The organism is Curtobacterium sp. MCLR17_051, assembly GCF_003234395.1.
GTDB classification, from domain to species: domain Bacteria; phylum Actinomycetota; class Actinomycetes; order Actinomycetales; family Microbacteriaceae; genus Curtobacterium; species Curtobacterium flaccumfaciens.
In genome coordinates this window covers 562,485-577,235 of the sequence record NZ_QKTA01000001.1, presented here as the reverse complement: position 1 = coordinate 577,235, position 14,751 = coordinate 562,485, and the positions used below count along the sequence as shown (strand labels likewise).

The window sequence follows — 14,751 nt, the reverse complement described above, 5'->3', positions numbered from 1 at the left end:
GGCGTCCGTCTCAGACCGCGTCGACCAGGGCCCGCGCCAACGGGTGCCACGCACGGGACGACGGCCCGCTCAGCACCAGGGTCCGTTCGAGCCGCCGGGCCATCGGGATCATCACGAGGTCGGGCGGCAGCATCCCGCGGCCCAGGGTCGGCACGATCGACACGCCCTCGCCCCGCTGGATCATCCCGAACATCGTGCTCATCTCCCGCACCCGGTGGGCGTACCGGAACGGGCGGCCGTCGAGCTCGTGGAGCTTCTGGATCTGGTACTCGCAGCCACCGCCGCCCGCCACCAGACCGTCCTCGTGCAGGTCGTCGAGGGTGAGCGCGGGCAGCTCGGCGAGGGGATGGTCGCGGCGGATCACGGCGGCCATCTCGTCCCGCGCCACGACCACGCCGCCGTCGGGCACCGGCGACGGGTCGACGAGCACGGCGGCGTCGACGGTGCCGGCCTCGAGCCACTCCGGCATCTCGTCGTCGTCCCCCTCGTAGACCTGCACGTCGACGTCCGGCAGGGTCACCGCCCACAGCTCGCGGAGCCGCGGCAGCAGGCCCTGGCAGACGGTGGGGACGGCGGCGAGGCGCACGGTGCCGCGCGCCGTGGCGGGCCGGACCACCGCCTCCAGGGCTTCGACCGAGGCGAGCACGCTGCGGGCGTGGGCCAGCAGGCGGTCGCCCAGCGGTGTGGCGGCGGCGACCGTGCCGCGGCGCACCACGGGGCCGCCGACCTCGCGTTCGAGCCCGGCGACGGCGTGGGACACCGCGGACTGCCCGACGCCCAGCGCTGCGGCCGCTGCGGTGAAGGACCCGGTGTCGAGCGTGGCGACGAACGCGCGCAGTTGCTGGACCGAGACGGTCATGCGTCCTCCTCATGTCGGCATGAGCGACATGCGTTTGCCGCATGTCACCCGGTGGTCCGACACTAGGCCACGTGAACGCCCTCCTCTACGCCCTCGTCGCACTGACCTGGGGATCGAGCTTCCTCTTCGCGAAGATCGGACTCGACGGTCTCGCCCCGCAGCAGGTCGCCACCGTGCGGACCGTGCTCGGTGGGGTCACGCTGGTCGTGGTGCTCCTGGCGACCCGTCGCCGGTGGCCCCGGGAGCCGCGGACCTGGGCGCACCTGGCGGTCGTCGCGGTCTTCCTCAACGCGGTGCCGTCGTCGCTGATGGCGTGGGCGGAGCAGACGGTGCCGTCCGGGCTCGCGAGCATCTACAACGCGACGACGCCGATCATGACGCTGGCCGCGCTCGCGGTGCTCGTGCCGTCCGAACGGCTGCGCGGACGGCAGGTGCTCGGGATCGTGCTCGGCATCGTCGGGGTGCTCGTACTGGTCGGCCCGTGGGACGTGCTGACCGACCCGGATGTCCTGGCGAGCGTGCCGGGACAGGTCGCGCTGCTCGGCATGACCGCGTCCTACGGCATCGGGCTCGCCTACCTGCGCCGGGTCGCGGTGGCGAGCGCGTACGACCCGGTCACGCTGGCGACGGTCCAGCTGACGCTGGCCTCCGGGATGCTCCTGCTGGTCGCGCCCGTCATCGCGACCGGTCCGGTGCAGCTGGACGGGAGGATCGTGGCCGCGATGATCGCGCTCGGTTGCGTCGGCACGGGGCTGGCCTACGCCTGGAACACCCGGCTCGTGCAGGCGTGGGGCGCCGGTCGCGCCTCCACCGTCACGTACCTGACGCCGGTGGTCGGCGTGGCGCTCGGTGTGCTCGTGCTGGGGGAGCGGGTGCGGTGGAACGAGCCCGTCGGCGGACTCGTCGTCCTGCTCGGGATCGCCCTGGCGTCCGGGGTGCTCGTGCGCCGGCGGGAGCCTGCGGCGTCCGCCGCCTGACCGGTCCGCCGGGTCGAGCCGTAGGATCGGCGGTGACGACGACGAGGTCGTCGACGAAGACGGAGACCGGCATGCACGACACCCACACCACCCGCGCGACCGCGTCGGTCGCAGCGATCCTCGCCGAGTCGGCGGCACGCTACCCGGACGACGTCGCCGTCATCGTGGGCGACGTCCGCACCACCTACGCCGAGCTGTGGGCGCAGACCCTGGCCTACGCCGGGGCACTCCGCGCGCGGGGCGTGACCGAGGGGTCGAAGGTGGCGATGCTCGTGCCGAACGTCGCGGACTTCCCCCGCGTCTACTACGCCACGCTGGCCCTCGGCGCGGTGGCCGTGCCCGTGCACGCGCTGCTGAAGCGCCGCGAGATCGAGTACGTCCTGCGCGACAGCGGCGCGACGCTGCTCGTCTGTGCTGCCCCGCTGCTCGGCGAGGGCGCCGCCGGTGCCGAGCTCGCCGGGGTCGACGTCGTGACCGTGCTCGCGCCGGCGACGACCGACGACGGGTCCGCGTCCGGCCCCGACCGGCTCGAGGCCCTGGCCGCGCAGAGCGAACCGCTCGACACCTACGTGCCGCGGCACCCGTTCGACACCGCCACGATCCTGTACACGAGCGGCACCACCGGCCAGCCCAAGGGTGCCGAGGGCTCGCACTTCGCGCTGCTCGAACAGGTCAACACGAACCTGATGACGACGTTCGACATGCACCGCGGGGACGTCCTGCTCGGCGCCCTGCCGCTGTTCCACACGTTCGGGCAGACCTGCACGATGAACACCGGGTTCCGGACCGGCGCGACGCTCGTCATGCTGCCGAAGTTCGACGGTGACACGGCGCTCGCCGCGATGGTCGAGCACGGCTGCGGCATCTTCATGGGCGTCCCGACGATGTACATGGCGCTGCTCGACGCCGCGACCCGGTCCGAGGCCCGTCCGACGCTCCGGTACGCGATCTCCGGCGGGGCCTCGCTCCCGCTGGCGGTGCTCGAGCGGTTCCAGCAGGTCTTCGACGCGCCGATCCACGAGGGGTACGGGCTGACCGAGACCTCGCCGGTCGCCACCTTCAACCACGTCGGGCAACCGCCGCGGCCCGGCACCATCGGCACCGCGGTGTGGGGCATCGACGTGGAGATCGCCGACCCCGAGGTCCGCGACGCGATCGTCATGCTGCCGCACGGCGAGATCGGGGAACTCGTGATCCGCGGCCACAACCTGATGAACGGGTACCTCGACCGGCCCGAGGACACCGCCGAGGCCATCGTCGACGGGTGGTTCCGCACCGGTGACCTGGGCACGAAGGACGACGACGGGTACCTGACGATCGTCGACCGCACGAAGGACATGATCATCCGCAACGGCTACAACGTGTACCCGCGGCAGGTCGAGGAAGTGCTCGCCACCCACCCCGACGTCGCGATGGCCGCGGTCTTCGGCGTGCCGCACGCGGTGCACGGGCAGGAGGTCGAGGCCGCGGTGGTCCTGCACGCCGGCGCGACCGTCGAGCCGCAGATCCTGGTCGACTTCGTCGCCGCCGAGATCGCCGCGTACAAGTACCCGCGGGTGGTGCACGTCCTCGATGCGCTGCCGCTCGGCCCGAGCGGCAAGGTGCTCAAGCGTGAGCTCGTCGACCGCTTCAGCGTCGAGGTGACGGCGGTTCCGTGATCCGCCCCACGACCGCGCAGGGGCGATCCGTACGCTGACCGGGTGACCGCCAGCCGTACCCCGTCGACCGCGCGTCTGCTGTTCGCGTCGTCGCACCCCGGACCCACGGTCACCGTGACCGTCCTCGCCGCGGTGATCGCCGCCGCGGTGGGGCACCCCGTGTGGCTCGTCGTGCTGGTGGCGCTGACGGTCGTCGCCGGGCAGCTGTCCATCGGGCTCGCGAACGACTGGATCGACGCGGACCGCGACCGGGCCGTCGGGCGGAGCGACAAGCCCGTCGCCCGCGGCCTCATCGCCGTCGGCACCGTCCGCACCGCCGCCTACGCCACCGCCGGGATCGCCGTGGTGCTCTCGCTGTTCCTGGGGCCGGTCGCCGCGGTCGCGCACCTCGTGCTCGTCGCCGCGGGGTGGGCCTACGACGCCGGGCTGAAGCGTTCGGTGTGGTCGGTGGTGCCGTTCGTCGTCGCCTTCGGGCTGTTGCCCGTCGTGTCCGTCGCAGCCGGGCCCGAGGGACAGTTGCCGGCGTGGTGGGCGATCGCCACGGGGGCCGTCTTCGGCATCGCGATCCACTGCACCAACGTGCTGCCCGACCTGGTCGACGACGCAGCGACCGGTGTGCGGGGCTTCCCGCACCGGCTCGGGCTCCGTGGCGCGGGGATCGTCGCGTTCGCCTCGCTCGTCGTCGCTGCAGCGCTGGTGCTCGGCGGACAGGTCCTCGGCGACGACCCGGTGCGGGGCCTCGGCGTCGTGCTCGCGGTCCTCGGTGCCGTCGTGGTGGCCGTGCTCGCCGTCGTCGGCGTCCGGTTGGTGCTCGCAGGACGGGCTTCACGCACCCTGTTCCGGCTGGTCATCGCGTCGTCCCTCGTGCTCGTCGTCGAGCTCGGTTTCGCGGGCGCGCGACTCGTCGCCTGACGACGCGGAACAGACTGCGCGACTGCGCCGGTGCGCCGGTGCGCCGGTGCGCCGGACGCGAGCCGTCAGGCCCAGCGCATCGCGTAGAGCCGGGCCAGGCCGTGCGCGGTCGGCAGTGACAGGGCGGTCCGGAGCAGCGCCTCCCGGCCGGTCGCCGTGACGGGGCCGAGCGGACGGCCCAGTGCCATGTTCGCCTCGGCCTGCCGAGCCGCGCGGCGGGCGGCTGCCTGGCGGCGGGCGGCGTAGCCCGGCCACGGCCCGGCCGTACCGGTGCGGACCGCTCCGGCGAGCAGCGGCGCGAGCTCGGCGGCGTCGAGCCACCCCAGGTTCATGCCCTGCCCGCCGATCGGACTGATCTCGTGGGCGGCATCCCCGACGAGCACGGCTCGGCCGACGCCCACGCGGTCGGCGGTGCGGCGGCGCACCCGGAAGCCGCTGGTCATCGAGCAGGTCGCGGGGTCGGGGACGACACCGGTGCGCTCGGCGACGAGTGCGGCCAGGCGTGCGACGACCGCGGGGTCCGGCGTGCCCGTCCAGCTGCCCTCGGCCGAGGCGAACGCGTCGTCGTCCGGCACCAGGGCGACGTACCGGCGACGCGCACCCGGCAGCGGGAAGGACTCGACGACGCCGTCCGGGCCGACGTCGACCAGGGCGGCCGACCGAGCCGACGGCGCCTCGGGATCGGCGAAGTCACCCATCACGTAGCGGTCCGGGTACTCGCGCCCGGTGGTGCCGATGCCGAGCAGGTCGCGGACGGCGCTCCGGGCACCGTCGGCCCCGACGACGAAGGCCGCACGGACCGTCACGGTGTCGCCGTCCGGTCCGGTCCCGGTGGCGTCGACGTGGTCGGGGTGCCGGGACAGCGCCGTCAGGGTGGTGCCGGTCCGCAGGGCGCTCGGTGCGCTGGCCCGGAGCTGGTCGCGGAGCAGGGACTCGGTGCGGTGCTGGTCGAGGGTGGCCACGTACGGGTGGGTCGGCGACGCGCGGTCGAAGCGCAGGGTGCCGAGGGTCCGACCGCGGCTCCGGGCCACGCCGGCGTGCACCAGTGACGCCTCGGCGAGCACGGCGGTGTCCAGGCCGATCGCGGCGAACGCGTCGAGGGACGGCGGGTGGATGCCGATGGCCCGCGAACCGGTCGGCGGCTCGTCCCGGCGTTCCCACACCCGGACGTCGACGCCCCGCGCCGCCAGGAGTGCCGCCACGAACAGCCCGACGGGGCCGCCGCCGACGACGAGGACGTCGACGCGTTCGATGGGCACGGGGCGAGCCTACGGTGACCGATCGCCGCGGCGTTCAGTGAGCAGAAGACGTCGGGTCAGCGGGCCGTACTCGACGTGTTCTGCTCACTCGATGCGCTGCGCGGGCGCGGGCGCGTGCGCGGGCGCGGGCGGGGGCGCGGGCGCTGCCGCACTGCGACCCGCACGGACCCGTGCGCGGAACCGCTCGACGGGCACCTCGACGGCGTAGGCGGCACCGATCGACACGATCGCCACCGCGCCGACCAGGCAGACCGTGCCCCACGGACCGATCGCGAAGGTCCCGAGCAGCGCGATCACCAGCGGGTGCCAGAGGTACGCCGAGTACGACACCCGGCGGCCGAACCACGACACCGGCGTCCACGCCAGTGCGGCGGACACGGGGGAGCGGACCGAGACCAGCCCGCCGATCGCCACCGCCGCGATCACACCGGTCAGCGGCAGCACGATGCCGAACGTCGACGCGCGCTGCGTCCAGTCGTCGTCGATCCAGAGCAGCACCCCGACCACCAGCACGAGACCGAGCCAGGTCGCCACGTGCCCGAGGACCCCGGCGGCCCGCACGCGCACCCGTTCGTCGTCGAGCACCAGGGCCAGTCCGCAGCCGATCGCGAGCGGCACGACCCCGAGCACGGGCGAGAAGTAGACGTCGGGCGTGGCACCGCCGCTCGGGCTGCGGTAGCTCGCCCACGACGCCGCCGAAGCCCCGACGACCAGGACACCGAGCCCCGCCAGGAGCCAGCGACGGCGGACCCGGAGTGCGGCGAGCAGGACCAGCACCGGCGGCCACACCAGGTAGAACTGCTCCTCCATCGAAAGGCTCCACGTGTGCGCGAACACGCCCTGCGAGGTGTCCCAGAAGGCGCGGAACAGGTTGCCCGTGTAGGTCAGCGCGATGAACGCCGCTTCGCCGGACTGCAGCGAAGCGCCCTTGTAGTCACCGACCCAGTTCCAGAGCAGGAGCCCGACGACGACGAACGCGAGCAGTGCCGGGTAGAGGCGGAGCAGCCGCTTCACCCAGAACGTTCCGAGGCGCACCCGCCCGGTACGACGCCGTTCGCCGAGCAGCAGCGTCGTGATGAGGAAGCCGGACAGCACGAAGAACACCGTCACGCCGATGAAGCCGCCCTCGAACTGCGGCACGTGCAGGTGGTACAGGACGACGACCAGGATGGCGAGGGTCCGGAGTCCGTCGAGCGCGGGTGCGCGGTGCGTCAGCGGGGGTGGCGGAGCCTGCTGCGTCCCCGCTCCGGAGCGCTCCGGGGCGGCCGTGTGGTGCTGTGGCTGCGCCTGCGTCGGCGCGTGTGTCAGCGTGGTCGTCGCCATGGTCCCTCCCCGCGCTGCTCGGTTGCGTGTCGCCGACCAGGGTCCTCCTCGCGGGTAAGAGGAGTCTCAACGAGCGGCGCACACCTGGCTCGTCAGGGCCGATGCCGAACGACAGTGTCGACGTCGCACGACGTCGACAACGTCGTTCGTTGCACGCGCGCGCTGTTGCGAAGCGCGCGCGGCGACGATGTCGCTGTCGTACGACAGCGACAACGTCGTTCCGCGTCGGCCGGCCCCCGCGGTTCCGGCCATACGTCGGCGCCAGCCCCGCGCACCACGCGTCGGCCGGGAGGCCCGTGGCCGGCCCGCACCGCGCCTCCAGTCCGTCGCGCCCCGCGTCCACCGCACGCACACCGTGAGCAGGAACGGTCGGGTCCGACGTGCGGACCCGACCGTTCCTGCTCACGAAGCGAGCGTGCGAGCGAACGCGCGCGGCTACTCGGCCTTCTGCAGCTGCCAGGGGTCCGGCTCGCGGTCGCCGTTCGGGCGCACCGGGCGGACGTCGCCGACGATCGGGATCGAGCGCTTCCGCATGAACCACACGTAGCGGACGAAGAAGTGCGTCAGGGTCGACATCCGGTTGCCGGCGCCGAGCAGGCTCGTGATGTGCACGAACACCCAGGCGAGCCAGGCGATCGGGCCGACCATCGTGATCCCGCCGCGCAGCTGGGCGACCGCGGCGTTCGTGCCGATCGTCGCCATGGTGCCCTTGTCGAAGTACTTGAAGCGCTCGGTGGCCTTGCCCTCGAGCAGGCGCACGATCTGCCGTGCCGAGTGCCGTCCGCCCTGCAGCGCGGGCTGGGCGAGCTGGGCGAGGGCGTCGTCCTGCGCGGCGATGTCACCGGCGGAGAAGATCCGTTCGGCGCCCTTCACGCTCAGGTCGTCGTTCACCTGGATGCGGCCACCGTGGGTCTGCGGCAGGCCCCAGCCGGAGACCTCCTTGTGGGCGGCGACGCCGGTCGCCCAGATCACCTGCGACGCGGGGATGAACTCGCCGTCCGCGGTCATCACGCCGTCGCGCTTGACCTCGGAGACGCCGGTGTTCAGCCGCAGCACGACACCGCGCTTGCGCAGCACCTTGGCGGCGTACCGGCGCAGGCGCGGGGCGAACGGCTTGAGGAGCTCGCCGCTGCGGTGCACGAGGGTGATCGAGATGTTGCCGCGTTCGATCTCCGGGTACGCGCCGACGAGTGCCTGGTCGCGGAGCTCGGCGAGCGCGCCGGCCATCTCGACACCGGTCGCACCGCCACCGACGATCACGATGCGGATCTCGTCGGGGCCCTGGTTGGCCGCCGCTTCTTCGAGCCGGGTGAACAGCTCGTCGCGGATGCGGAGTGCCTGCGAGCGGGAGTACATCGAGTACGCGTACTCGTACGCACCGGGGGTGCCGAAGTAGCTCGTGTTCACGCCGTTGGCGAGGATCAGGTAGTCGTAGTGCAGGTGCTCGCCGTCGGACATCTCGGCGATGCGCTCGTCGGTGCGGATGCCGGTGAGCAGGCCGTGACGGAACTCGGCGTTCGACTGGCGGGCCCGGAGCGAGCGCAGGAAGTACGTCACGTCGCCGGCGTTCAGGCCGCCCGTCGCCACCTGGTACATCAGGGGCTGGAACATGTTGTAGACGTGGCGGTCGACCAGGGTCACCCGGACCGGCGCATCGGCGAGCTCCCGCATGGCGGCCACACCGGCGAATCCACCGCCGACGATGACGACGTGCGGGCGGGTGTCCTGGGTCATGCTTGCTCCGGTGTTCCTCGGGTGCGGATGGTCACCCACGAGGGTACGCGCGGTTTGCCGGGGCGCATGACGGGCAGAGGCCGGGAGGCCCGTGGTGCGTCCGTCAGGCGTCGAACCGCCCGTAGGTGTTCAGCACGTTCCCCTTGCTCGTCACGGTGCTGTCGACCAGACGCAGGCGCGTGGGCGGATCGGTCGGTTCGAACAGTCGCCGGCCACGGCCGGCGATCGCCGGGTGGATCATGAGCTGCAGTTCGTCGAGGACCCCGGCGAACAGCAGGCTGCGGACGAGCGTGACACTGCCGCACACGGCGATGTCCGCCCCCTCGCGCTGCTGCAGGTCGCGCACGAACGCGGGGACGTCACCCGGGATCCGCGTGCTGTTCTGCCAGGTCAGGTCGTCGCCGAGCGTGGTGGAGGCCACGTGCTTCTCGATCGGGTTGATCCACTGCCCGAAGGGGTCCTCCGGGTGGGCGGGCCACCACTCGGACCACTCGAGGTAGCTGTTCCGGCCGAGCAGCACGGTGTCGGTGCGGGCCATGAAGGCACCCATCGCCGCGCCGAGCTCGTCGTCGAAGCTGTCGTACTGGAACTCGTAGGGGTCCTGCACGACGCCGTCGACCGACGTGAACAGACCGGCAGTGGTCTTCCGCATGGTCCGGATCGTACCCGCCGGTCAGCTCCCGGTGCCGTCGGTGCCGTCGGTGCCGTCGGTGCTGCCGGGGGCCTGGCCGGTGCCGTTGCCCGGGAACCGGTTCGTGCCGGGCACCTGCGTCGTCGACTGCGTCCGGTCCGCACCGATCGCGTGGCCGATGGCGAACCCGACGCCTCCGCCGACGAGCAGTGCGGCGAGTCCGACGATCACGGCGAGGAGCGGCCAGAACCACGGGGGCTTCGGGCCGGTGCTGCGGCGGTTGGTCGGGCTCGCGGCGCCGGCTGCGGCTCCGTACCAGGGGGTGGTGCCGTTCGGGGCGGTGGAGTCCCAGCCGCCCGGGGCGCCGGCGCCGGCGTCCGCACGGTACGGCTGCTGTTGCGGCCCGGGGGCGTCGAGCGTGGAGGTCGACGTCGGGGTCGGGGCGGCGCCCCAGCCGGTCGGCGTGGTCGCCCGGTTCGCCGGGTCGGAGCCGTCCGGTTCGTGGCCGTTGGTGGGAGTGGTGTCGCTCATGCCAGGAGTGCACACGGCCCGGCTGTGTGCGGCCGATGACGAGGCTGACCCGGTGCTGCGAACCGCCGCGTAGCCTCGGCTCGTGCGCGCTGCTGTGGAGACCGTCCGGATCGACGGGTTGCCCGTGCGCCTGCACACCATGGCGGCGCGAGAGCCGGTCCGCGACGACACCGACCCCACCGTCGTGTTCGTCCACGGCATCGGGATGTCGCACCGGTCCTTCGCACGGTCGCAGCGCGCCGTCGCCGCCGAGCACCGCACGATCAGCGTCGACCTGCCGGGGTTCGGCTGGCTGCCCGCGGCCGGTCGGCGGCTGCCCATCGAGGAGCTCGGCGACGTCGTCGTGCGGGCGGTCCGCCACCTGGTCGACGGCGACCTGGTGCTCGTCGGGCAGTCGATGGGTGCCCAGGTCGTGGTCGAGTCCGCCCGGCGCCACCCGGAGACCGTCGCGGCGATCGTGCTCGTCGGTCCGGTGATCAACGCGGAACGGCGGTCGCTCCCGCTGCAGACGCTCGACCTGGGTCGCGACGGGTTCGTCGAGGGGGTCCGGATGAACGGCGTCCTGGTCACCGACTACCTGCGGAGCATGCGGCAGTACACGCGTGAGCTCGGGCCGATGCTCCGCTACCCGACCGAGCAGACGATCACCGAGGTGACGCAGCCCGTCCTCGTCGTCCGCGGCACCCAGGACCCGATCGCGCGGCACGACTGGTCGGCTCGGGTCGCGGCCGCTGCGCCGAACGGCACCTTCGTGGAACTGGCCGGCCCGCACCACGTGCAGGAACGGCAGCCGGACGCCTTCGCACGCCTCCTCGAGACGTTCCGCAGCGCCGAGCGCCTGGAGGGGCTGCGATGACCCGGCCGACCACGTCGGGGACGGAGGCGGCGCGGACGGCGCGATCCGGGCCTCCAGGCCGTGTCCCGCTGGTTCGGCGCGCGTGGTGGGCCGCACTCGACTGGGGGTACGCGGCACGCTGGCAGGTGCGCAGCTTCGGCCCGACCACCGCGGACGACTACCGGACCGGCGCCGGGCAGCCCGTCGTCGTGGTCCCCGGCGTCTACGAGACCTGGCACTTCATGCGGCCGCTGATGGACGCACTGCACGACCGGGGGCACCCGGTGCACGTGCTGCCGGTCCTGCGGCACAACCTGCGGCCCGTGCCGGACTCGGCGCGCGAGGTGATCGCGACCCTCGAGGAACAGGACCTGCGGAACGTGCTCGTGCTCGCGCACAGCAAGGGCGGGCTCATCGGCAAGTACGCGATGACGCAGCTCGACCAGCACGAGCGGATCGACCGGATGGTCGCGGTCTCGACGCCCTTCGCGGGGTCGGTCTACGCGCGGCTCGCGCCGGTGCCGCACCTGCGGGCGTTCCGGGCGGCCGACCCGGTGCTGGCGGGGCTGGCGCGGGAACTCGACGCGAACGCGCGGATCACCTCGGTGTACGGAGTGTTCGACACGCTCATCCCCGAGGGCAGTGAGCTCCAGGGGGCGACGAACGTGCGGCTGCCGGTGGGTGGGCACTTCCGGATCCTCGGTGATGCGCGGACGCGGTCGGCGGTGCTGGCGGCGGCGGCGGACCCGGGCGGGGGCGGCTCCGGCGGCGGCGGCGCTGGCGGTCTTTCGCGCTGAGCGACACTTCGTGGGCGCGCGGCCGCGTGAGGTGTCGGTCAGCGCGAAACGGCGCGGCGGCCGCAGCGGCAGCGGCGCGGCAGCAGCGTCAGCGCGGGCGGTCGGCGACGCTCGCGCGCTCGACGATCCGGTGCGGCACGACGACGGTCTCCGGCGCGGCACTGCGGTCCGCGATCCGCCGGGTCAGCAGGTCGAGCGCCGCCGTCGCGAAGGCCCGACGGTCGAACGACACCGTGCTGAGCGACGGGATCGCGTACGCGGCCGCGTCGACGTCGTCGAACCCGATGACGCTGACCTGCTCGGGCACCCGGACACCGCGGGCGGCGAGGACGTGCAGCACCCCGAACGCGATCGAGTCGGTGAAGGCGAAGACGGCGTCGGGCAAGGGGTGCTCGTCGAGCCAGGCCGCGAAGGTCGTCGCCGCGGAACTCGTGGTCCACGACGGCAGCGGGACACGGAGCGAGGGGTCGGGCGTGATGCCGGCCGCGGCGAGCGCGGCGGTGTAGCCGCGTTCGCGGAGCTCGCTCGTCGCCGTCGCGGCACCCTCCGGTGACGCCCCGACGATCGCGATGCGCCGGTGCCCGCGGGCGATGAGGTGTTCGGTGACCTGCTCGGCCGCCGCGCGGCTGTCGACGTGCACCTGGTCGACGTGCTCGGGCTCGACCTCGCCGATGACGACGGTCGGCGGCAGCCCCTCGGTCGAGGCCAGGACGCTCGCGCTGAGCGACACCGGGTTGAGGATCAGCCCGTCCACCAGGTGTGCCCGGGCACGGGAGACCAGTTCGCGTTCACGGGCCGGGTCGTTGCCGGTCTGCTCGAGCTGCACGACCCAGCCGCGTTCGCGGGCGAGTTCCACGAAGGACTGCGCGAGTTCGGCGGAGTAGGCGCTGCCCATCTCCGGCAGCGTCAACGCGATCGCGCCGGAGCGGCCGTTCCGGAGCCCGCGGGCGGACAGGTTCGGCACGTAGTCGAGCTCGGCGACCGCCCGCTCGACGCGTTCGCGGGTCTCCGGGCGCACGACCACGCCGCCGTTGACGACGTTGGAGACGGTCTTCGGGGACACCCCGGCGAGGGCGGCCACGTCCCGCACGGTTGCGCGCATCGGGACGAGCGTAGCGCGGGGCGGTGGCGGCGGTGCGGAGCAGGGCAGCGCTCAGCCCGCGACCTGCACCGGCACCGTCCTGCCCGTCCGCACCGACTCCTGCGCCGCCAGTACGATCGACAGCGTCCGGAGTCCGACCCCGACGTCCGGCTGCGGCTGCTCCCCGGACCGCACCGCCGCCAGGAACATCCGGAGCATCGGCACGTCGTGGTCGGGTCCGTACCGGAGTTCGATCGGCCGGCCCCCGACCGCCTCGAGCCCCCGAGCAGCCGCCCCGAAGAAGTCCACCGACACCGTGCCGCCCGTCCCGGCGACGTCGAGCGTCAGCCCACCCCACACCGGCGACGTGTCCGGTCGGCTCCACGAGCAGTCGATCGCCGCGATCGTGCCGTCGTCGTACGTGATGGTCACCAGCCCCGCGGTCTCGGCGTTCGCGCGGTCCGCGTGCAGCACCCGGTTGGCGACGGCGGTGACGGACACCGGCGCCGCTCCGGTCAGCCCGTCGATCAGGTCGGCGACGTGCACGACGTGGTCGACGAGGGCGCCGCCTCCGCTCAGCCGGACGTCGGTGAACCAGTCCCGGGCGAGCGGGAGCATGCCGTTGTTCGCGCCCCGCACCGAGAACACCGTGCCGAGTGCGCCCGAGTCCCGCGTCGCGCGCAGCCGGTCGAACGCCGAGGCGAAGCGCACCGGGAACGCCATCATGAGCAGCACCCCGGCGCGGTCCACCGCCTCGCGGATGGCGAGGCCGTCCTGCCACGAGGTCGCGAGCGGCTTCTCGCAGAGCACGTGTGCCCCCGCTGCCACCGCGAGCTCGACGAACTCGCGGTGCCGGGCGTTCTCGCTCGTGACGATCACGGCGTCCGGGCTCCAGGCGAGCAGCTCGTCGACGGAGTCCGCGTACCCGGCGCCGAGCGCGCGTGCCAGTTCGGCGCCGCGCAGGTCGCCGAGTTCCGTCCCCGTCGAGGTCCCGCCCAGGTCCGTGCCGCGCACCTCGACGTCGGGCATGGCCGCCAGGGCGCCGAGGTAGCTGATGGCGTGCGTGTGGGCGAAGGAGAGCACCCCGACCCGGAGCGTCACCGCGACACCTCCACCGGCTGGCCGGACTCGATCGAGGCGATCGCCGCGTTCGCGATCCGCACCGCGGCGACCCCGTCGTCCACGGTCACCCGGGGCGGTGCACCACCGTCGAACGCGGCGAGGAAGTCGGCGAGCTCCAGCGCGTACGGATCGTCCGCCGGGTCCACCGCCGGCAGGAAACCGTCCACGGAAGCCGGTGCCGCCAGGTCACTCCGGGTGTCCTCCTCGGCCCGGGACGAGTGCGACAGGCTGCCGAGCGTCCCCGTCACCGAGTACTCGGTCGTGAAGGCGAGGTGCTGCGGCCCCCACAGTCCGGCGACGTGGCTGATCGCGCCCGACTCGTGCGTGAGCAGGACGTGCGCCGCCTCGACCGGCTCCGCCTCGGAACCCGCGCGGACGCTCACCGCCGACACCCGGGTCACCTCGCCCGCCACCCAGCGTGCGATGTCCAGGTCGTGGATCATCTGGTCCATCACGATCCCGCCCGACAGGGCGCGGTCGCCGAACCAGGGGACGTGGGTGGGGAAGGCACCGGACCGCGAGAACCGCAACACCGCCAGGTCGCCCAGGAGGCCCGTGGTCGCGGCCTCCTGCAGGCGCGCGTACGCAGGGAACCAGCGCACCACCTGGGCCGGGTAGAGCTGCACGCCTGCGTCCGCAGCGCGGGCCGCCAGGTCCGCCGCGTCCGCGTCGGTCCGGGCCAGGGGCTTCTCGGAGACGACGTCCTTGCCGGCCGCGATCGCCGCACGGACGACCTCGGCGTGGGCGTGCGTCGGGACCACCACGTCGACGACGTCGACCGCGGCGAGGAGCTCGTCGAGGCTGTCGGCGACGGTGATCGTGCTGCCCTCGGCCCGGGCGGTGTCGGTGAACGCGGCGACGAGTTCGTGGGCGCCCTCGCGAGCGTGCACCACCACGTCGCCCAGGCGGAGCAGCCCGGGCAGGTGGGCGACGGAGATGCCGCCCGCGCCGACGAGCCCGATGCGTTTGCGGGCGGGGGAGTCCGACTGCGACGTCATGGGGTCAGCGTAGGAGATGCGGTGGGACGGCGGG

The 14,751-nt window shown here is 73.4% G+C and carries 14 protein-coding genes; 5 read left to right on the top strand and 9 right to left on the bottom strand.

The annotated features are described in order from the left end of the window. Nucleotides 1–10: 10 nt before the first annotated feature. Nucleotides 11–859 carry a LysR family transcriptional regulator gene (locus DEJ06_RS02755; protein WP_111038322.1) on the bottom strand — a complete coding sequence of 283 codons (849 nt, stop codon included), beginning with the start codon at nucleotides 857–859 and terminating at the stop codon, nucleotides 11–13. A 71-nt stretch (nucleotides 860–930) separates the two neighbouring features. Between DEJ06_RS02755 and DEJ06_RS02750 the strand changes: the two genes are divergently transcribed. From DEJ06_RS02750 to DEJ06_RS02740, 3 genes are all read left to right on the top strand, one after another. Continuing rightward, nucleotides 931–1,836, top strand: coding sequence for a DMT family transporter (locus tag DEJ06_RS02750; RefSeq protein WP_111038321.1), 906 nt, complete (start codon nucleotides 931–933; stop codon nucleotides 1,834–1,836). A 71-nt stretch (nucleotides 1,837–1,907) separates the two neighbouring features. Beyond that, the gene (locus DEJ06_RS02745) at nucleotides 1,908–3,494 is read left to right on the top strand and encodes a long-chain fatty acid--CoA ligase (RefSeq protein ID WP_111038369.1); all 1,587 of its coding nucleotides are present in this window, start codon (nucleotides 1,908–1,910) and stop codon (nucleotides 3,492–3,494) included. Between the two features lie 42 nt (nucleotides 3,495–3,536). Further along, nucleotides 3,537–4,406: a UbiA family prenyltransferase gene (locus DEJ06_RS02740; RefSeq protein WP_111038320.1), complete on the top strand. Its 870-nt coding sequence runs from the start codon at nucleotides 3,537–3,539 to the stop codon at nucleotides 4,404–4,406. A gap of 65 nt (nucleotides 4,407–4,471) precedes the next feature. Here the strand turns inward: DEJ06_RS02740 and DEJ06_RS02735 are convergent, their stop codons facing one another. The 5 genes from DEJ06_RS02735 to DEJ06_RS02715 all read right to left on the bottom strand — a co-directional run bounded on the left by DEJ06_RS02735 (nucleotide 4,472) and on the right by DEJ06_RS02715 (nucleotide 9,884). After that, nucleotides 4,472–5,665: an NAD(P)/FAD-dependent oxidoreductase gene (locus tag DEJ06_RS02735; protein WP_258372393.1), complete on the bottom strand. Its 1,194-nt coding sequence runs from the start codon at nucleotides 5,663–5,665 to the stop codon at nucleotides 4,472–4,474. 84 nt (nucleotides 5,666–5,749) lie between these two features. Continuing rightward, nucleotides 5,750–6,988 (bottom strand): acyltransferase, encoded by a 1,239-nt coding sequence (locus DEJ06_RS02730; RefSeq protein ID WP_111038319.1) that lies wholly within the window; start codon nucleotides 6,986–6,988, stop codon nucleotides 5,750–5,752. A 435-nt stretch (nucleotides 6,989–7,423) separates the two neighbouring features. Further along, nucleotides 7,424–8,722, bottom strand: a complete 1,299-nt coding sequence (locus DEJ06_RS02725) for an NAD(P)/FAD-dependent oxidoreductase (RefSeq protein ID WP_111032782.1) — start codon at nucleotides 8,720–8,722, stop codon at nucleotides 7,424–7,426. Nucleotides 8,723–8,825: 103 nt separating this feature from the next. Then, the gene (locus DEJ06_RS02720) at nucleotides 8,826–9,374 is read right to left on the bottom strand and encodes a dihydrofolate reductase family protein (protein ID WP_111038318.1); all 549 of its coding nucleotides are present in this window, start codon (nucleotides 9,372–9,374) and stop codon (nucleotides 8,826–8,828) included. Between the two features lie 21 nt (nucleotides 9,375–9,395). Next, a complete protein-coding gene (locus tag DEJ06_RS02715) occupies nucleotides 9,396–9,884 on the bottom strand; it encodes a hypothetical protein (protein WP_111038317.1) in 489 nt (162 codons plus the stop codon). Nucleotides 9,885–9,966: 82 nt separating this feature from the next. Here DEJ06_RS02715 and DEJ06_RS02710 point away from each other — a divergent pair, with 82 nt between their 5' ends. Next, the gene (locus tag DEJ06_RS02710) at nucleotides 9,967–10,740 is read left to right on the top strand and encodes an alpha/beta fold hydrolase (protein WP_146245780.1); all 774 of its coding nucleotides are present in this window, start codon (nucleotides 9,967–9,969) and stop codon (nucleotides 10,738–10,740) included. A 125-nt stretch (nucleotides 10,741–10,865) separates the two neighbouring features. Then, entirely contained in the window at nucleotides 10,866–11,516 is a 651-nt protein-coding gene (locus tag DEJ06_RS02705; RefSeq protein ID WP_258372580.1) for a triacylglycerol lipase, read from the top strand. A gap of 88 nt (nucleotides 11,517–11,604) precedes the next feature. On the opposite strand, the gene DEJ06_RS02700 is transcribed toward DEJ06_RS02705, so the two are convergent. Genes DEJ06_RS02700 through DEJ06_RS02690 form a run of 3 tightly spaced genes read right to left on the bottom strand, consistent with a single transcriptional unit; the run spans nucleotide 11,605 to nucleotide 14,717 of the window. Next, nucleotides 11,605–12,618, bottom strand: a complete 1,014-nt coding sequence (locus tag DEJ06_RS02700; RefSeq protein ID WP_111038315.1) for a LacI family DNA-binding transcriptional regulator — start codon at nucleotides 12,616–12,618, stop codon at nucleotides 11,605–11,607. 51 nt (nucleotides 12,619–12,669) lie between these two features. Next, complete coding sequence (locus DEJ06_RS02695; protein ID WP_111038314.1) at nucleotides 12,670–13,698, bottom strand: Gfo/Idh/MocA family protein; 1,029 nt, start codon at nucleotides 13,696–13,698, stop codon at nucleotides 12,670–12,672. Next, nucleotides 13,695–14,717, bottom strand: coding sequence for a Gfo/Idh/MocA family protein (locus tag DEJ06_RS02690; protein WP_111038313.1), 1,023 nt, complete (start codon nucleotides 14,715–14,717; stop codon nucleotides 13,695–13,697). The genes DEJ06_RS02695 and DEJ06_RS02690 overlap by 4 nt, the downstream gene beginning before the upstream one ends. Nucleotides 14,718–14,751: the final 34 nt, after the last annotated feature.